The 18,794-nt window shown below is 69.7% G+C and carries 10 protein-coding genes; 6 read left to right on the top strand and 4 right to left on the bottom strand.

The genetic code is table 11. The features are described 5' to 3' along the window. Positions 1–54: 54 nt before the first annotated feature. Entirely contained in the window at positions 55–1,089 is a 1,035-nt protein-coding gene (locus tag JK358_RS09740) for a hypothetical protein (RefSeq protein WP_201945815.1), read from the top strand. On the opposite strand, the gene JK358_RS09735 is transcribed toward JK358_RS09740, so the two are convergent. After that, entirely contained in the window at positions 1,090–1,890 is an 801-nt protein-coding gene (locus tag JK358_RS09735; protein ID WP_201945812.1) for an SAM-dependent methyltransferase, read from the bottom strand. It lies immediately after the preceding gene. Between the two features lie 80 nt (positions 1,891–1,970). Next, positions 1,971–2,903, bottom strand: coding sequence for a hypothetical protein (locus JK358_RS09730; RefSeq protein WP_201945810.1), 933 nt, complete (start codon positions 2,901–2,903; stop codon positions 1,971–1,973). A gap of 293 nt (positions 2,904–3,196) precedes the next feature. Here JK358_RS09730 and aspS point away from each other — a divergent pair, with 293 nt between their 5' ends. Next, positions 3,197–4,492: an aspartate--tRNA(Asn) ligase gene (aspS, locus tag JK358_RS09725; RefSeq protein ID WP_201945808.1), complete on the top strand. Its 1,296-nt coding sequence runs from the start codon at positions 3,197–3,199 to the stop codon at positions 4,490–4,492. 42 nt (positions 4,493–4,534) lie between these two features. Here the strand turns inward: aspS and JK358_RS09720 are convergent, their stop codons facing one another. Continuing rightward, complete coding sequence (locus JK358_RS09720) at positions 4,535–6,016, bottom strand: HEAT repeat domain-containing protein (RefSeq protein WP_201945806.1); 1,482 nt, start codon at positions 6,014–6,016, stop codon at positions 4,535–4,537. Positions 6,017–6,138: 122 nt separating this feature from the next. Next, on the bottom strand, positions 6,139–6,837 hold the full coding sequence (locus JK358_RS09715) for a DUF8020 domain-containing protein (RefSeq protein ID WP_201945803.1): 699 nt from the start codon (positions 6,835–6,837) through the stop codon (positions 6,139–6,141). Between the two features lie 289 nt (positions 6,838–7,126). Between JK358_RS09715 and JK358_RS09710 the strand changes: the two genes are divergently transcribed. The 4 genes from JK358_RS09710 (at position 7,127) to JK358_RS09695 (ending at position 18,772) form a co-directional block, all read left to right on the top strand. Further along, positions 7,127–8,137: an iron chelate uptake ABC transporter family permease subunit gene (locus JK358_RS09710; protein WP_201945801.1), complete on the top strand. Its 1,011-nt coding sequence runs from the start codon at positions 7,127–7,129 to the stop codon at positions 8,135–8,137. Then, a complete protein-coding gene (locus JK358_RS09705) occupies positions 8,134–9,180 on the top strand; it encodes a FecCD family ABC transporter permease (protein ID WP_201945799.1) in 1,047 nt (348 codons plus the stop codon). Before JK358_RS09710 ends, JK358_RS09705 begins: the two co-directional genes overlap by 4 nt. An 11-nt stretch (positions 9,181–9,191) precedes the next feature. Continuing rightward, positions 9,192–10,124, top strand: a complete 933-nt coding sequence (locus JK358_RS09700) for an ABC transporter ATP-binding protein (protein ID WP_201945797.1) — start codon at positions 9,192–9,194, stop codon at positions 10,122–10,124. 158 nt (positions 10,125–10,282) lie between these two features. Next, positions 10,283–18,772 (top strand): non-ribosomal peptide synthetase, encoded by an 8,490-nt coding sequence (locus JK358_RS09695; RefSeq protein WP_201945794.1) that lies wholly within the window; start codon positions 10,283–10,285, stop codon positions 18,770–18,772. Positions 18,773–18,794 lie beyond the last annotated feature (22 nt).

The raw sequence follows: 18,794 nt of genomic DNA, 5'->3' as shown, positions 1-18,794 counted from the left end.
TAAGGACGAATCACCCGGATGGGTATTCACCGAAATTGATCTACGATGCACCCCATGAGCACACGAGCTGTGCATTTTGTCGGGAGTTTCCCGGCAGCGAGCACGGACGAGGCGATGCGGGCCATGCTCGACGGCGCGGGCCCGCGCCTGCGCACGCTGCCCACCGGCGAGACCCGGCGCTACGAGTTCTACATCCAGCCCATCATCGCCGACCTGGTGGACCAGGGCGCCCTGGAGGTGAAGAAGCCCGGCACGCTACGTTCGAGCCGGGAGCGGTCCATCCATCGCGCACCCCCGGGCGTGCGGCTGACCGGCGACATGCTGAACCTCGGCTATCGCGGCGAGGCCGAGGAAGCCCTGCCCGTCTTCCGGCGATTGCGCGCGGACTACGCCCTGCCCGGCCTTTCCCTGCAGATCGGCATGCCCACCGACTTCACCCTGGCGTTCATCGCCATGGGTGCGGGCGGACTGCGCAGACATCGGAAAGCGTTCCGCGACGCCACCGTTCGCGAGATCGCGGCCGTGCGCGAGCTGGCCGGAGACGAGGTGGTCCTGCAGTTGGAGGCCACCGCCGAAATGGTGCTCATGGCGAAAACCCAACCGCTGCACCGGCGTGCCGATACCGCGCTGCGGCTCGCGGCCGGGATCGCGGAGCTGGCGGCGGGCGCGCCGGAGGGTACGCGGATCGGTGTGCACCTGTGCCTGGGCAGTATGCACAATCGGTCCCGCGCCCGGCTGCGCGATCTGCGGCCCTTCGTCGATCTGGCCAATTCCATTGTCCGGCAGTGGCCGTCGGGGCGGACCTTGGAGTTCGTGCACGGTCCGCTGGCGGCCGGGCAGGTGCCGCCGTCACAGCGGTTCGAGTTCTACGCGCCGCTCGCGCGGTTGCACCCGGACATCAGATTCTACGCCGGTCTCGTCCACGAGACGCCGAGTCCGGCGCAGCAGGTCCAGGTATTGCGGATGGTGGAGCGGGCGCTGGGCCGTCCGGCCGCGGGTGTCGCTAGTGCGTGCGGTCTGGGCCGCCGGCCGCGGGCGATCGCGGACGCCATGGCGCGGCGGGCCGAAAGTCTTTCCGCCACAGTGTGATCAGGGATCCTCGGGTTTGCGGCCGATGCCGCCGAAGAGCACCAGTTTGGTCTCGGGCAGGTCGTCGCCGAGCCACTGCTGGATGGGCGTCACACCCGGCCCCACCACCTCGAATCCGTCCAGGAACCGCGCCGCCTGTTCCTGGGTCCGATAGGCGACCTGGGCCGGGCTGTTGTCGGTGTCCATTCCGGTGCGCGCCATGAACTCCGGTGCGGTGGTGCTCCCCGCCTGTGTATAGACCAGCAGACTGCCGGGGGCCATGACGTCGCGGAAGCGGGCGATGATCCCGTACGGATCCTCGTCGTCCATGACGAAGTGCAGGACGCCGACGATCAGGACGGCGACCGGTTGCGAGAAGTCGATGGCGTGGTCCGAGCGTAGTCGGACGATCATCTCCACGGGTGCGCGGACGTCGGCGAGCATGGAGGTGACGCCGGGCGTGCCCGCCAGCAGGGCATTGGCGTGCGCGTGCACGACCGGGTCGTAGTCGATGGACACCACCCGGGCCGCCGGTTCGATCTCCCGCGCCACCTCGTGGACATCGGGGGTGATGGGAATGCCCGCGCCGATATCGATGAACTGCCGAATCCCTTGCTCGGCAGCCATTCTCACGCCGTGCAGCAGAAACTGCCGACTGAACCAGGCCAGGGTGCGGGTGGCGGGATCGACCGCGAGCATACGATGGGCGACCATTTGATCGACCTCGTAGTTGTCCTTCCCGCCCAGCAGGTAGTTGAAGACCCGTGCCGCGTTCGGCTTGGACGGATCTACCCCGACCGGGACGCGACCGGCCTCCGGCACCGCACCTCCCTCGTATCCCGCCGATCGTATCCAAGCCTTGACTGTTGTCAGAGCAAAACACACGACGGGATATCCGGTTGTCAGTTCACGGTGATCGGCAGGGTGGAGGCCGCGCTTTCTCCCTTCGTGGCGTCGTAGCTCAATGTGTAGTTGCCGGAGACGGGCTCGGAGATCACGAAAACCACGTAATTCTTCGCATTGTCGATGGTTTCGCTGCGGTTGAGCAGTTCGTTGACCGGACCGCGGATATCGGCGGTGACCACCTGTCCGTCGGGGGTCTTCAGGGTGAACCAGTCGTAGTAGATATTGGTGCCGCCATCGGGGATGCCGGATCCGCCAATGATCTTGATATGGAAGGCGAGATCCATCTTGCCGCGTTCATCGGAGGTGTAGCTCGGTGCCAGTGTGCCACCGGTGACTTCGATGGTGGTCTGATTCTGCACCAGCTTGCCCCCGACCGTGAGCGTCTTGGGCTGGACGGATTCGACCTTCGCGCCGGCCTGCAGCGGAATCTTGGTCTGATTGTCCGACGCTTCGCCGTAGACCACGGTCATGGTGTCGAGCAGGTGCTCGGCATCGGCGAGCTTCTGCACCGAGGTGGTGACGCTGCCGACGGCGGCGCCCTTGCCGGGGACCATCGGATTGTCGAAACTCGCGCCGCCGTCGACCTCATTGCCGACCTGCAGGTAGGTGCCGATGCCCATCTGCGCGCTGTCGGTGGTGGTGTTGCGATAGGTGATGTCGATGCGGATCTTGCCGCCGCCGTATTCGTCGGGCACCACCGTGGCCTTGTCGACAGTGATCTCGAAACCGCTGTACCAACCGGTCTTTCCAATGGTGCGGACGGTGGACTGACCGTCCTTTCCGCCCGGCTGCTGCTGCCCGTTCACCTGCGTGGCCACGACCGAGGTGGACGGCCGATCGGTCGTCGTCGTCCCACTGCAGGCCGTCACCAGCAGGGGTGATGCTCCGATGAGCACGGCCACCCCGACATTTCTCAGTATCGATCGCACGCTGCCTCCCAACAGATTCGCAATCTCAGTGCGCGACGCCCGGACCCCCCGGGCGAAAGATTCGCAGTGAAATCTTCCACCACGCCGCCGGCGTTAACGCGGTGATTGTGGTCACCGGGTCGGCTACCATCGCATTCACGGCGTCGACGAGCGTGACGAACTCCGAGCCGATCGGCCGGTCACCGAATATCAATCGACCAGTAGAGGCAGCCGGTTCGGCTGTGAAGGTGTGGTGGCACCGCGACTACCCGATCGCCCACACCTCCCGGGGCAACAACCAGGAGGTGAATCGGATGACACGTACTCTCTGTTCGGAACTGCCGGCCGCGCACGCGGCGGGGAATTCCTCGGCGACCGTCGAGGGCTGGATACACCGGCGGCGGCAGCTGTCCGGGGTGACATTCGTGATCGTGCGCGACAGGTCCGGGGTCGCGCAGGTCGTGGCTACGGAAAGCGCTGTGCGAGAGCAGATCTCGTGGCTACCGGAGGAGACGGTGGTGCGCGTCGCCGGAGGTGTGATCGCGAACGGGAAAGCGCCCGGCGGTATCGAGATCATCGACCCCGTGATCACACCGCTCGGCCCGCCCGCCGCCGTGCCCCCGGTCGAATTGTGGCGGCCCGCGCTGAAAGCGACCCTCCCGACGGTCCTGGACCACGCCGCGCTCACGTGGCGGCATCCCGCCCGGCGCGCGGTCTGGCAGATCGCCGCCGCCTCGATGGCCGGATTCCGGCAGCATCTGGACAGCGCCGGATTCACCGAGGTGACCACTCCGAAGATCGTCGAACAGTCCGCCGAATCCGGCGCGAACGTCTTCACCCTGGACTACTTCGGCGCGCCCGCCTATCTCGCCCAGTCGCCGCAGCTCTACAAGCAGATGCTCACCGGGGTCTTCGAGCGGGTCTACGAGGTCGGCCCGGTCTTCCGCGCCGAACCCCACGACACCGCCCGCCATCTCGCCGAATATGTCTCCCTGGACGTGGAATTCGGCTTCATCGCCGACCACCGCGACGTCCTTTCGGTGCTGCGTGACACCCTCGCCGCCATGCTCGAACGAGTCCGGGCCACGGCGGGCACGGCGGTGGAATCGATTGGCGCACAACTGCCATCGGTTCCCGAACAGATCCCCGTCCTGCATTTCACCGAGGCCCTCGAAGTGGTGGGAGCCCCACCAGAGGAACCCGACCTGGCCCCGGAACACGAACGTGCCCTGGGCAAATGGGCGCTGCGGGAGTTCGGCTCCGACTTCCTCGCGGTCGAGGGCTACCCCGCCGCCAAACGCCCCTTCTACACCCACCCTCAGCCCACCGACCCCCGCTGGACCAACTCCTTCGACCTCCTCTTCCGCGGCCTGGAACTGGTCACCGGCGGTCAACGCCTGCACAACCACGCCGACTACCTGCACGCCCTGACCACCCGAGGCGAAGACCCCGCCCGCTACACCGCCTACCTCGAAGCCATGTCCGGCGGCATGCCCCCGCACGGCGGCTTCGCAATCGGCTTGGAGCGCTGGGTATCCCGCCTCGTCGAGGTCGACAACATCCGCTGGTCCACCCTGTTTCCCCGAGACCTCCACCGCCTCAGCCCATGACGTCCGAGACGGCTGCGACCAGGTGCGGAGCGGTCCTTCGCGTCAGTTCGTGAAGCGGAGGAGCGCCGTCATCAGGTCGAGATTGTCGGCCTGGCTCAGATGATCCGGAGCGGGTGTGTGAATTCCGAGTTCGTGGAGATTGTCCAACAGGGCGATGTGCACGCCCCAGTGGATTCTGGGTGGCTCCTGCAGCATGGGCGCGAGGGTGCGGAGCGCATCGTCTGCCCCGAGCGTGGCGAGGGAGCGGATGGCCTGGTACCGAACGCATTCGCGAGGGTCGGACCAGGCCAGCTCCTGGAGGTGATCCACTGCTCGACCGGCCGGTGCGTGGGTGGCGTAGGTGCGCACCGCTTCGGAGGCCGTGGTGCCTGCGGCGGTGGACAGGTAGGCCCAGGCGTGGTCGGCGATGGCGGGGTCGCCGGGTACCTGACCGAGTGACCAGACCGCCGACTTCCGGACTGTGGCACTGGGATCGGTCATCAGGTTCAGCAGCACGGCGGATTCGGCCCAGCCGGCCAGGATCGAACACGCTTCCGCGCGGATCGTGGGGTCCGGGTGTTCGGCGAGGCGTGCGCTCCAGCGGGTTCGGTCGGTGGGTTCGTCAGCGGACCAAGGGTTCTCGCGCAGCAGCCCGAGCAGCCGCGGTCCACCGGCGTCGGGGTCGTCGAGTAGCTCCGTCAGCGGTCGCGTGGACGTGAGCGTGGTCGGTGCGACCGGCTCCGGATGCGGTGCGGGATGTCCGGCAGGCGGCCGATGGGGTGTCGACTCGATCAGATCCGCGACCGGGCGCATCCACTCTCGCAGTGGCACGGCCATGTCGGGTGGGTTCGTCTGCAGGGCCGCCTCGAAGTCCTCGCGAATATCGTCGAAGCTGTTCGCGGCGAGCGCCGAAATCCGGGCGTTGTCGCTGGACCGCAGATCGGCCAGGACGCGCAGGGCGCGGCGGCTGCGGTAGTACCGCAGTGTCTCGATTGCCGCTGCGGCCACGTCGGTTTCGCGGTTCACCGCAGCTTCCAACAGTGCGGATTCGGCCGCGACCGGCTCGTCCCAGAGCAGGGCATCGGCGGCCGCGCGCGCGATTCCGGGGTCCGGATGACGCAGGGCGCGAACGAGTATCGGCGCGAAGTCCGGCTCGTCGAAACCGAACACCATGCCGGACAGGGCATCCGCTTGGAGCGGGTGGGCGTCGTCCTGAGCGACGAATGTCACTATGTCGGCCTCGGCCCGGGTCATCAGGCGAAGTGCGTGTCGCATGACGATCGGATCGCCACTCGCCCACCAAGTTCGGCGGATGTCGCCGGTCGTGGTGTCGTCGAATCCACTGACCGTCTCGGAGGCGCTCGTGCGCACCGCCTCGGGCAGCCGGGTGTCGAGCACCATGGCGGTCAACGGGGCGGTGGAGCGGTAGTCCTCCAGTGCCGCCAGTGTCTCGAATGCCTCGGCGCGGGCGGCATCCGGGGTATCCGCTGCTCCGGCCCGGGCGAGGAGCGAAAACGTCTGGGCGCGCGTCGGTTCCGGGTTCATGTTCTCAGGATGCCAGCGGGTGCGCCCGTCTCGCGGTGGGCGCGCGTGGGCGCGGAGTGTCGCCGGACAGCAGGACGACCCCGCCCGGCAATGCCGGACGGGGTCTCGAAGCCGCCGTGAAATTACTTGGCGGCGTTGGGCATCGGCTGATTGATGGTGGTGAAGTACTGCACGGCGGCCAGGATGGCGACCGGGGCGGTGATGAAGATCTGGCCCGCGAGGGTGCCGAGGAAGCCGACGGCGCCCGCACCGGCGATGCAGCCGGCGATGGGGCCGGAGCCGAACATGAGGGCCAGCGGGGCGGTCAGGGCCGCGCCGACGAGGGCGCCGCCGATGCAGCCGAGTGCCGCGCCGCCGATGCCGCCGACGATGGTGGCGATGCTGGCGCCGAGGCTGATGGTGCTGCCCAGACGGCTCCAGGCCGCGACCTCACGGTCGTACTCGGTCTTCCAGGGGGCCTGGTTCTCGTACGGCAGGGCGACCGGCTTGTAGACGGCGTGCGCCAGGTCGAACTGCGGGGTCAGGGTGGCGGTGCGATCGGCGATCTCGGCCGCGATCGGGAACTCGAAATCGTCTACGCGGAACTTCAGTTCGGTGCCCGCGACGGTGGCGCCGTTGGCCGCCTTGACCTTGAAGACACCGTCCTCGACGACCATGGAGCCGGCGTCGGTCTTGATGATGGTGTTGGTCTCGGAGACGGTGGTGGCGTAGTTGATAGCGCCCTGGTCGGATTCCGCGGGGGCCGCATTGACCGCTCCGGCGGTGACGCCGAGCGACGCGGAGATGGCGGCGGCCAGCAGCGCGACCTTGGTGAACTTCACGGACGGTGAACCTTTCTCTGTTCCCTCATCTGAACGTGCGCCGTCGACCCCGGCACCGGGTATGCGAAATACCGTGCGGGGGCTGTGGATACGGCTTGTCCGGGTTCCGGGGGTGGGGGTGGAGGCTGACGCCTGGCTGGGCGGTAGCTGTGAACCGGACGAGAAGACACGCTAGGGTAGGCAAACCTAAGTTGCAAGACCTTCGTTTCGCGAAGGATCTGTGGCAGGGTCGGTGGCCCCGCTCGCGGGAACCGCTGGCACCGCACGACACTCGTGGAGAAAGTACCTGATGGAAAGATCGCGCGCCCGGCCACAGCACTGGCCGGGATGGCTGCTGGCTGCTGCCGCTCTGGTTGCTGTCTGTGTGCTGAGCCTTATGGTCGGCACCAAGGCCATCCCGCTCACCGTGGTGTGGGAGGCCCTGCGGGGCACCAGCGATTCCGTGGACGCGGTCGTCATCACCGACTATCGCGTCCCGCGCACGCTGCTGGGACTGCTCGCCGGGCTCGCGCTCGGGGTGGCCGGGTGCCTGATGCAGGGCCTCACCCGCAACCCGCTCGCCGACCCGGGTTTGCTGGGTATCAATGCCGGTGCGGCTTTTGCCATTTCGATCCCCGTCGCCTTCCTGGGCGCCGCCGAGATCACCTCCTACGTGTGGTTCGGCTTCGCCGGCGCGGCGGTGGCTTCGGTGGTCGTGTACCGGCTGGGCACCGCGGGCAGGCAGGGTACGGACCCGATCCGGCTCACCCTGGCCGGTGTCGCCATCACCGCGGTGCTGTCCGGCCTGACCAGGGGTTTGATCCTGTTGAACCCCAAGGCTTTCGACCATATGCGCAGCTGGGACGCCGGCGCCCTGACCGGGCGCGGCTACGACGTCATCTCCGGGGCGACCCCCTTCATCGCGGTGGGGCTGATCGCCGCGGTGATCGCGGCCCGCTCCCTCAACGCCGTCGCCCTCGGGGAGGATCTCGCCCACGCGCTGGGCGTCCACGTCGGGCGCACCCGCCTGCTCACCGTCGCGGCCCTGACCCTGCTGTGCGGCACCGCGACCGCCGCGGTCGGACCCATCACCTTCGTCGGGCTGGCGGTGCCGCATATCGCCCGCTGGATCGTCGGCCCCGATCAGCGCTGGATCATCGCGTACTCGATGCTGTTCGCACCGATGCTGGTGCTGGGCGCGGATGTGCTGGGGCGCGTCATCATCCGGCCCGACGAACTCGCCGCCGGGCTGGTCACCGCCTTCCTCGGCGCGCCGGTCCTGATCTGGCTGGCCCGGCGGACGCGGGTGAGCGCCGAATGACCGCCATCGATTTCGGCCGCTCGGTGGTCGTGCTGCGCACCCGCCGCCTCACCGCGCGCGTGGGCATCCGGACCGTGGTGGTGTGCGCGATTCTCGTGCTGGCGGCGCTGGCCATGGCCGTCGTCTCGCTCGGCACCGGCGACTATCCGATTCCGCCGGACCGGGTGCTGCGCGCGCTGTTCATCGGCGATCAGCGGTTCGATCGACTCGTGGTGTGGGACTGGCGGTTTCCGCGCGTGGTGCTCGCGCTGGCCTTGGGCGCGGCGCTCGGCGTGAGCGGCGCGATCCTGCAATCGGTGACCCGCAACCCGCTCGGCAGCCCGGATCTGGTCGGATTCAACACCGGCGCCTACACCGGTGCGCTCATCGTCATGCTGGTGCTGGGCGGCGGCGGATTCCAGACCACGGCGGGCGCGTTCATCGGCGGACTGGCGGCGGCACTGGCCATCCAGTTGCTCGCCTTCCGGCACAACGTGACCGGATTTCGCCTGATCATCGTGGGTATCGGCGTCAGCGCCATGCTGGCCTCGGTCAATACCTGGCTCATCCTGCGCGCGGATCTGGCCGCGGCCATGTCGGCGGCGGCCTGGGGCGCGGGATCGCTGAGCGGAGTCACCTGGGCGCAGGTCGCGCCCGCGCTGATTCTGCTGGCGGTGCTGGCGGTGGCCGTACCCGTCGCCGCGGCCCGGCTGCGAGTGCTGGAACTGGGTGACGACCTCGCGCAGGCGTTCGGCGTCCGGGTCGGGCGGGACCGCATGCTGCTGATCGTGCTGAGCGTGGCGTTCAGCTCCATCGCCACCGCGGTGGCCGGCCCCATCGCGTTCCTGGCCTTGGCCGCACCGCAATTGGGTCGCCGCCTGGCCCGCACGCCCTCCACCGCGCTGGCTCCGGCCGCCGCCATGGGCGCGCTGCTGCTGGTGACCTGCGACTGGATCTCGCAGCGGGTGTTCGCGCCCACCGCCCTGCCGGTCGGCGTGGTCACCGTCTCGGTGGGCGGGGTGTACCTGGCGTATCTGCTGTTCGCCGAGGCGCGACGGAACTAGAGGAAGCGACGATGAACGAGAATCTCAGCGTCCGAGCCGATTCGGACGCCGCCGGGTTGGACGACGTTCCGGAACAGGCGAATCCCACTGTGGCGCACGCTGTTCGAAGTGCGGAAGCAGCGGATCCGCCCGGTGCTCGAGCAGACCTGGTCCGGCTGCGCGCCGACCGGGTTCGGCTCGGTTATCGCGGGCGGACCATCAGTGACGAACTCTCCGTGCAGATTCCGGACGGGACGTTCACGGTGATCATCGGCCCGAACGCGTGCGGCAAATCCACGCTGCTGCGGGCGCTGGCCCGGCTGCTGGCTCCCGAGGCCGGGTCGGTGCTGCTCGACGGCAAGGCGATCGGCAGCTATCCCGCCAAGGAGGTGGCGCGCCGGGTCGGGTTGCTGCCGCAGACCTCCACCGCCCCGGACGGCATCCGGGTCGCGGATCTCGTTGCGCGCGGCCGATATCCGCATCAGACGCTGCTGCGGCAATGGTCGCAGGCCGATGAGGACGCGGTCACGGCGGCCATGGCCGCGACCGGTGTCACCGATCTGTCCGCCCGGTCGGTGGACGAGCTGTCGGGCGGGCAGCGGCAGCGCGTCTGGATCGCCATGGTGCTGGCGCAGGAGACGCCGATCGTGCTGCTCGACGAGCCGACCACCTATCTGGATATCGCGCATCAGATCCAGCTGCTGGATCTGTGCCGCACGCTGAACCGGGATTCCGGGCGGACCGTGGTCGCCGTCCTGCACGACCTGAATCACGCCTTCCGGTACGCCGACCACCTCATCGCGATGCGGGACGGCCGGGTGGTCGCCGCGGGCGCGCCGCGCGAGATCGTGACGGCGGAACTGGTGCGTGAGGTGTTCGCGCTCGGCTGCCGGATCATAGATGATCCGGAAACCGGTGCGCCCCTTGTGATTCCGCTCGCAGAGAATGCCGCGGGGTTGCACTGACCCGGCGTCCGGAACGGCCTCCGGGGTGATACGGGACACAATTTCCCAATGGAATTAAAGTTAGGCTAACCTACTCTCCGCCCCTCCCTTGCTGGACTCTCATCGAGCCCGGGTGGACCGAGGGAGGGGTCGGAAACGTTCATGGTGAAGGAGTTGCGGTGGGATCGGTGGAACGGGACGACATCAGCGCCGAAGTTCCCGAATTGCCGCTCACCGGAGCACAACTGGGCATCTGGAACGCCCAGCGTCTCGATCCCGACTCGCTCAGCTACATGGTCGGCGAGGTGCTCGAGGTCTCCGGACCCGAAGCGATCGATGTGGCGTTGCTGGACACCGCGATTCGCCGCACCATCGCCGAAACCGACACCATGCGGCTGCGATTCGCCGACACCGCCGACGGCCCCCGCCAGCGCGTCACCGAGCATGAACCCGAACTGCGGCCCCTGGTGGACCTGCGCGGGGAAGCCGATCCGGTCGCCGCCGCGCACCGGCTGGTCGCCGCCGAACGCACGCGCTCGGCCACCTACTGCCGGGCCATGGTCGACCGGCAGCTCTACACCTACACGCTGCTGCGGCTGGCCGACGACCACGTGTGGTGCATCCAGCTCTACCACCACCTGATCATCGACGGATACAGCGCGGCCATGGTGTCGCGCCGGGTCGCCGCCCACTACACCGCACTGCGTCGCGGCACCGCGGTGCCGCGCCTGCGCTGGGGCTCGATCGAGACCCTCGTCGCCGAGGACCTGGAATACCGTGCCGGGCAGGCACATCAGCACGACCGCGACTACTGGCGCGACCGGCTCACCCCGCTGCCGCCGCTGGACGGCCGCGGCCGCGCACCCGAGGGCGTGGTGGAACAGACCCACGAGGCGCGGGCCGTGCTCGACGCCGAGATGGTGGCGCGGATCAAGGCGGCGGCCACGACGGCCGGGATCACCTGGGCCGATGTCCTCGTCGCCGGATACGTGGGATTCGTGCACCGGCTGCTCGGCGAGACCGACGTGGTCATCGCGCTGCCGGTGATGGCGCGGGTCGGCAAGACCGCGCTCACCACGCCGTCCATGGCCGTCAACGTGCTGCCGCTGCGCGTCCCGGTGTCGAGTCAGGACCGGCTCGGCGAGCTCGGCAAGCGGGTGGCCGACGCGCTGCGCGAAGTGCGCGCCCACCAGCGCTTCCGCGGTGAGGACCTGGCCCGCGAATTCGGCGGCACCCAGACCGGAGCCCTGCTGCACGGTATCGGCATCAACCTCAAGGCATTCGACTTCGCCCTCGACTTCGACGGTGCGACAGGCATTCTGCGCAATGTGGCCGGTGGGCCGCCGGAGGACTTGGGCCTCACCGTCACCCCGCTGGCGCAGGACCGCATCCAGCTCGGCTTCGAGGTCGATGCCCGGTCCCTCGACGCCGCCACGGTGCGCCGTCGCATGGCGGCCCTCGTCACGCTGATCACCGAACTCGTCGACGCGGCCGACCGGCCCATCGGCGCGATCAGCCTGTACCCGGGCGAGATCGGCGAACGGATCGCCGTCGAACGCGCCGCGCCGGAACTGCCGGGACAGCCCGAGGACGTGGTCGAGGTCTTCGACCGGATGATCTCCGCGCGCCCCGGCGACACCGTGCTCGTCGGCGGCGACGACCGGCTCACCGCCGGCGAGCTCGGCGCACGGGTGCATCGGCTGGCGCGCTACCTGCGTGGACGCGGCATCGGTCCCGAGGACATCGTGGGCATCGCCCTCCCGCGCGGCGTGCAGCTGGTGATCGCGCTGCTCGCCGTGCGGCACGCGGGCGCGGCCTTCCTGATGCTCGACATCGGCCACCCCGCCCAGCGTCTCGCCGACATCGTCGACGACGCGCGCCCGGCCCTGATCCTCACCGACGACACGGTCGCGGACACCGTTGTCGCGGAGTGGCGCGACGCCCCCGCTCCCGGTGCGCTGATCCGATTGAGCGACAGCGGTGTTCAGGCCGCGGTCGCCGGGTTCGGTGACGGTCCGCTGACCGAGGCCGAGCTGGGCGCGCCGCGTTCGGCCGCGCATCTCGCCTACCTCGTGTACACGTCGGGCTCCACCGGAAAGCCCAAGGGCGTGCAGATTTCCAGCGGCGCGCTGGCGCAGCTGCTGCACCATCACCGGTCGACCGTGTACGCCGAGGCCGCCGGACGGGCGGGCGGACGGCAGCTGCACGTCGCGCACACCTACTCGTTCGCCTTCGACGCCGCGCTGGATCAGCTGCTGTGGCTGTGGTGCGGGCACCGGATCCACCTGTACGACACCGAGATTCAGAAGGACGCCGCCGCGCAGGTGGCCGCGTTCGCGGCCGATCGCATCGATGTCGTGGACACCACGCCGTCCATGGCGAGCGCGCTGATCGACAACGGCTTGCTCGGGGCGGCGCACCGGCCCGGACTGCTGCTGCTCGGCGGCGAGGCGACCCCGCCCGCGCTGTGGTCGGCCATCGTCGCCTCGAAGGTGGCCGCCCGCAATATGTACGGGCCGACCGAGGCCACCGTGGACGCGCTGAGCGCACCGGTGACCGGTGCGCACCCGCATGTGGGCGGACCGCTCGCCGGCACCCGCGCCTACCTGCTCGACGGCGCGCTGCAACCCGTCCCGGACGGCGAGATCGGCGAATTGTATTTGGCCGGACCGCAATTGGCGCGCGGTTACCTGGGCCGCGTCGCGATCACGGCCGACCGGTTCGTCGCCGACCCGTTCACGGCGGGCGAGCGCATGTACCGCACCGGCGACCGCGCCCGCTGGCTGCCCGGCCGCGGCTACGACTATCTGGGCCGCGCCGACCAACAGATCAAGGTGCGCGGCTACCGCGTGGAACTCGGCGAGGTCGAGGCCGCGCTCGGCGCGCTCCCCGGGGTCGCGGCCGCGGCCGCCACCATTCGCACATCCGGTGACAGCACGCGCCTGGTCGGGTACCTGGTTCCCGAAACCGGCCGCACCCTCGAGGCCGACCAGCTGCGCCAGCTCCTCGCCACCCGCGTCCCCGACCACCTGGTGCCCTCGGCCCTGGTGATCCTCGCGGCCCTGCCCACCACGGTGAACGGCAAACTCGACCGCGCGGCGCTGCCCGCGCCCCGGTTCACCTCCACCGGCCGCCCGCCCCGCACCGACTCCGAACGCGCCCTCTGCGGCGTGGTCGCCGAGGTTCTCGGCGTCCCACAGGTCAACGCCACCGACGACTTCTTCGGCCTGGGCGGCGATTCCATCACCGCCATCGGCGTGAGCAGCCGCCTGCGCGCCCTGGGCCTGGAACTGCAACCGAAAAACCTGCTCGCCCAACGCGATCTGGCCACCATCGCCGCCGCGGCCCGCCCGGTGGCAGCCGAGACGCGCACCGCGACCCCCGACGAGGCGACCGGCGAAGTCCCGATCCCGCCCCTGGTGGCGGCCCTGCTCGAAGCCAACCGAAACCGCACGGCCATCACCGGATACGCCCAGTGGACGGCGCTGACCCTGCACGAGGACCTCACCCTCGACCACCTGACCACCGGCCTGCAGACACTTCTCGACCGCCACGACGCGCTGCGCCTGGTACTCGAGGAGTCCGCCACCGGCCCCCGCCTGGTCATCGCCGGTGTCGGCACGGTACGCGCAGTCGATCTCGTATCCGAGACAACATTGCTCGACCTGGACTCGGTGGCGGATGCGCTGGCCGGGGAGCTGGATCCCGGTGCGGGGGTCGAGATTCGCGCCGCGCTGGTGCGGACTGCGGCGGGGGTGGCCGATCGGCTGGTGCTGGTGGCCAATCACATGGTGGTGGACGGGGTTTCGTGGCGCGTTCTGGTGCCCGAACTGTACGAGGCGTGTATGGCGGCGCGCGAGGGGCGGGCGGCGCGGCTGCCCGCGAAGGGCAGTTCGTGGCGTCGGCATGCGACGCTGCTCGCCGAGTCCGGCACCGCGGGAGACCATCGTTCCGAGCTGCCGCACTGGGAGCGGGCTCTCGGTGGCGGCGGCGTCGCGACGCTGGGGGAGCGAGCGCTCGACCACGGTGTGGACCTTGTCGACAGTGCGCATCGGACAAGGACTTTCGCGGATCCGGCCATCTCCGAGGCGCTGCTGACCACGCTGCCCGCCGCGTATCGGGCCAAGACCGACGACGTGTTGCTGGCCGCGCTGATGCTGGCGCTCAATGCCTGGCGGAGTGCGCGCGGCGAGGCCCTCGAAGCGGGGCGACCGGTCGCCGTGGAGGGGCACGGTCGCGAACCGCTGCGTGCGGATACGGATTTCGCCGGGACGGTGGGCTGGTTCACCAGCGAGTTCCCGGTGTGGACGCCTGCGAGCGGGGTCGACGACGCGGCCGGACTCGCCGAGGCGCTGGCCGGTGGCGCGGCGGCCGGGGTGCTGCTGCGCGCGGTCAAGGAGGCCAAGCGGGCCGTGCCCGGCAACGGCGTCGGATACGGGGTGCTGCGGCACCTGGACCCGGAGACCGCGCCCGCGCTGGCCCGGCGGCGTGCGCCCGAGGTGCTGCTCAACTACCTGGGCCGCTTCGGCGGCGGCTCGGCGATCGGCTGGAGCCTGCCCGAGCAGGACGCCTTCGCGGTGATCGAGTCGCCGGAAAAGGCGCTCACCGAAGTACTTTCGCTCAATGTCTTCGTGCACGAGCCCGCCGCCGGGGAGCCGGGTGCGCCGAGGCTCGCCGTGGAGTGGACCGCGGCGAGCCGGATCCTGGGTGCGGAGCAGGTCGCTGATCTGCAGCGGCACTTCGCGCACGCGCTGGAGGCGTTCGCCGCGCACGCGCTGCTGTACCCCGGTGGGCTGACGCCCTCGGACAGCCCCGGCCTCGCCGTCACGCAGGCCGATATCGACGCGCTGGAGTCCGCGCACGGTCCGCTGGCCGAACTGCTGCCGCTGTCGCCGCTACAGGAAGGGTTGCTGTTCCACGCGATTCGGGACGGCGCGGCCGATGCCTACACGCTGAGCGCGCGGGTCGACCTGCACGGTCCGCTGGACCCGGCCCGCCTGTCGGCGGCCTTCGACACCGTGGTGGGCCGCCACCCCACCATGGCCGCGGCCTTCCACTACGAGGGTCTGGAACAGCCGGTGCAGGCTGTCCCGCGCACCGTCGGAATGCCCTGGCGCACAGTCGATCTGTCCGCGCTGCCGGAGCGGGTCGCGGTGGCGGCGGCCGACCGGATCGAAGCCGAGGCGACCCGGCACCGGTTCGCGGTGGATCGTTCGCCGATGCTGCGCGCCACCCTGATCCGGATGCCGGACGCGTCGCATCGCCTGGTGCTCAACACTCATCACCTGGTGATCGACGGCTGGTCCACGCCGATCGTGCTGCGCGAGGTGCTGTCGGTCTACCACGGTGACGAACTGCCCTCGCCCGCCCGCTACAGCGACTATCTGGCCTGGATCGCCACCCGCGACCGGGCGGCGGTCCGCGCGGCCTGGTCGCGGCGGCTGGCCGGATTCACCACGCCGACGCTGGTGGGCGCCGGCACAGTCTCCGAGCGTGAGGTGCGCCGGTGGCAGGTGCCGCTGGCGGAATCCCTCACGCCGGTGCTGACCGAGCTCGGCCGCCGCCGCGGCCTGACGCTGAATACCCTGGTACAGGGCACCTGGGCGCTGGTGCTCGCCGCGCTCACCGGCCGCACCGACGTCGTCTTCGGCGCTACCGTTTCCGGTCGTCCCGCCGAATTGCCCGGTGTGGCAGGCATTGTCGGCCTGTTCGCCAACACCGTGCCGGTGCGCTGCGCCTTCGATCCGCAGCGCGCGCTGCTCGATCAGCTGGCCGAACTGCAGGAAAACCAGTTCGCCATGCAGGAATTCGACTACGCCGGGCTGGCGGAGATCGAGCGCATCGCCGGCGTCGGAACGCTCTTCGACACCCTCGTCGCCTTCGAGAACTTCCCGAACTCCGGTGCGGGACAGCCGGAGTCGCACGAGCTCCGCCGGGGCGAGTTCCACAATCACGGCAGCACGCACTACCCCGTCACCCTGATCGCCCCGCCGGGCGACCACCTGGAACTGGTGATCTGGTACGACCGCGCCGCCGTCGCGGACACCACCCTCGCGCGAATCTCCGACCGGATCACCATGATCCTGACCGCGCTCGCCACCGAGGCGGACATTCGCCCGGCGGCGCTTCTCGAGCCCCTCGGTGCGGGGGTGCGGGCCGTGGCTGCCCGGCCGCAGCCGACCGGCAGCACGCTGGCGGAGTGGGGTGTCGCTGTTGATCCGGCGACGCCGGCCGTTACGGCCGAGGGCGTCACCGTCGACTTCGGCGAGTTCGATGCCCGGGTGAATCGCCTTGCCCGCCATCTCATCTCGCAGGGTGTCGGTCCCGAGACCGTGGTGGCCGTGGCGATGCCGCGCACCGTCGACTCGGTCGTGGCGGCGCACGCGATCTGCCGGGCGGGCGGCGTGTACCTGCCGGTGGATCCGGAACAGCCTGTTCAGCGTGTCGAGCAGATCCTCGGGACCGCCGCTCCCGCAATGGTTCTGCGCGACCTCGAGGAGGTCGACGTCAGCGGGTTCGCGGGGGACGTGGTCACCGACGCGGATCGGGTCGCGCCGCTGCGTCCGGCCCATACCGCCTGCCTGCTGTTCACCTCCGGCTCCACGGGCGTGCCCAAGGGGGTGAGCCTCTCGCATGCCGCGATCATCTCCACCTTCGAGTGGTTGCAGCGCGAGGTCGGCTTCGGGCCGGGGGACACCATGCTGTACCGCACCCCGCCGATCTTCGACGCCTCGCTCATGGAGATGTTCCTGCCGCTGCATGTCGGCGCGCGGATCGTGCTGACCCGGCCGGGCGGACATCGTGATCCCTACTATCAGGCACGGCTCATGAGCACCGAGCGGGTGACCGCGATGTGGATGACCACCTCCATGCTCACCGTGCTCGCCGAGGAGGCCGATCTGTCCGGGTGCGCGGATCTGCGCGTGGTGCTCACCGGCGGCGAGGTGCTGCCGCCCGCGACAGCGCGGCGCATGCGGGAGCTGACCAGGACGGCCGTCTACAACTTCTACGGTCCCACCGAGGCCGCGATCGGCTTCGCCATGCATCGGACCGTCGACGCCGACACCGTGTCGGTCCCGGTCGGCGCGCCCGCCGATCAGGTCCGCATTCTCGACGATCAGCTGCGGCCGGTCGCCGAGGGGACCATCGGCGAGCTCTACATGACTGGCGTCCGGTTGGCGCGCGGCTACCTCGCGCGCCCCGATCTCACCGCCGGAGCATTCGTGGCCGACCCGTACGGGAGCGGCGAAAGGATGTACCGCACAGGCGATCTGGTGAAACGGAACGCGCTGGGCGAGCTCGAGTATGTCGGCCGCACCGACAGCCAGGTGAAACTGCGCGGTCAGCGCATCGAACTCGGCGACACCGAATCGGCCCTGCTGTCGTGCGCCGGGGTGGCGCAGGCGGTGGTGCTGATGCGCGAGGACACGCCCGGTGATCAGCGCCTGGTCGCCTACCTCATCGCCAGATCCGGGGTGGCGCTCGATACCGGCGCGGTCCGTGATCAGCTGCGTAATGCCTTGCCCGCGTATATGATTCCGGCCGCGTTCGTGGTGCTGGACCAGATTCCGCGCACCGCGACCGAGAAGATCGCCCGCCGGGAACTGCCCGCACCGGAGATCGCATCGCCCGCAGTTGCCCCGCGCACCGCCGCAGACCGCTCCGCGGGAGTCGTGGCCGACAGCGCGCCGGACGACGAAGCGCTCGCGCTCATCCGCTCAGCCATGGCGGCGGTGCTGTCGGTCGACGAAATCGGTTCGGACGACGACTTCTTCGCCGAAGGCGGGCACTCGCTGCTCGCGGTGCGGCTGGTCGGCCGGCTCAGCCGGGCCCAGTTGCCGGTCGTGCTCGACGATGTGTTCGCCGCACCCACGCCGCGTGCGCTCGCGGCGCGGATCGGCGCGCTCGATCCCGAATCCGCCCGCCCCGTCGACGGCCTCGCCAGTCTGGGCCGCCGCCTGGATCCGGTGCTGGAACTGCGCGCCGAGGGCTCGGTGCCGCCGCTGTTCTGCATTCACCAGATCGGCGGCACCGCATGGAAATACGCGCCGCTGGCCCGGCTGTTGCGCGCGGAGCGGCCGATCATCGGCCTGCAGATGCCGCAGCTGACCAACCTGGAGGTCGACACCCGCACCCTCGACGATCTGGCGCGGTACTACCTGGCCGCCGTGCGCCGCATCCAGCCGCAGGGCCCCTACCATTTCCTCGGCTATTCGCTGGGCGGCAATCTCGCGCACGCCATGGCGGCCATCCTGGAGGCCGAGGGCGAGCGGATCGGCTATGTGGGCCTGCTCGACTCGCATCCGCTGTCGAACCTCACCGACCGGGCCGCCGCGACCCTCGCCGACCCCTCCCGCATGGACGCGCTGCTCCCCGAAATCGCCGAGTACGCACCGGAATTGGCGGTCGTCGTGCGCAATGCCGCCACCGAGCTGCTGCGCATGGTCACCGAATCCGAATCCCCGCACTACAGCGGCCCGATGGCGCTCTACTGCGCCGACAACGGCCTCGAACCCGAGCGCGTGCACGCCCAGCTGACCGGCTGGCAGGCCGCCGGCGCCCAACTGGTGGTGCGCCGACTTCCCTACACGCACAACGACATCGCGATGCCGACCGGCTGGCTCGAGGTCGCCGCGCTCCTCGATGTGGATCCCGCGATCCGCACCTGAACCTCCCCCCTAGAAGAAAGAA

Origin of the sequence: Nocardia acididurans (genome assembly GCF_016741815.1) — a bacterium.
Classification (GTDB): Bacteria; Actinomycetota; Actinomycetes; order Mycobacteriales; family Mycobacteriaceae; genus Nocardia; species Nocardia acididurans.
Note: the sequence above shows the minus strand (reverse complement) of the source record. Positions and strands in the feature narration are given on the sequence as shown.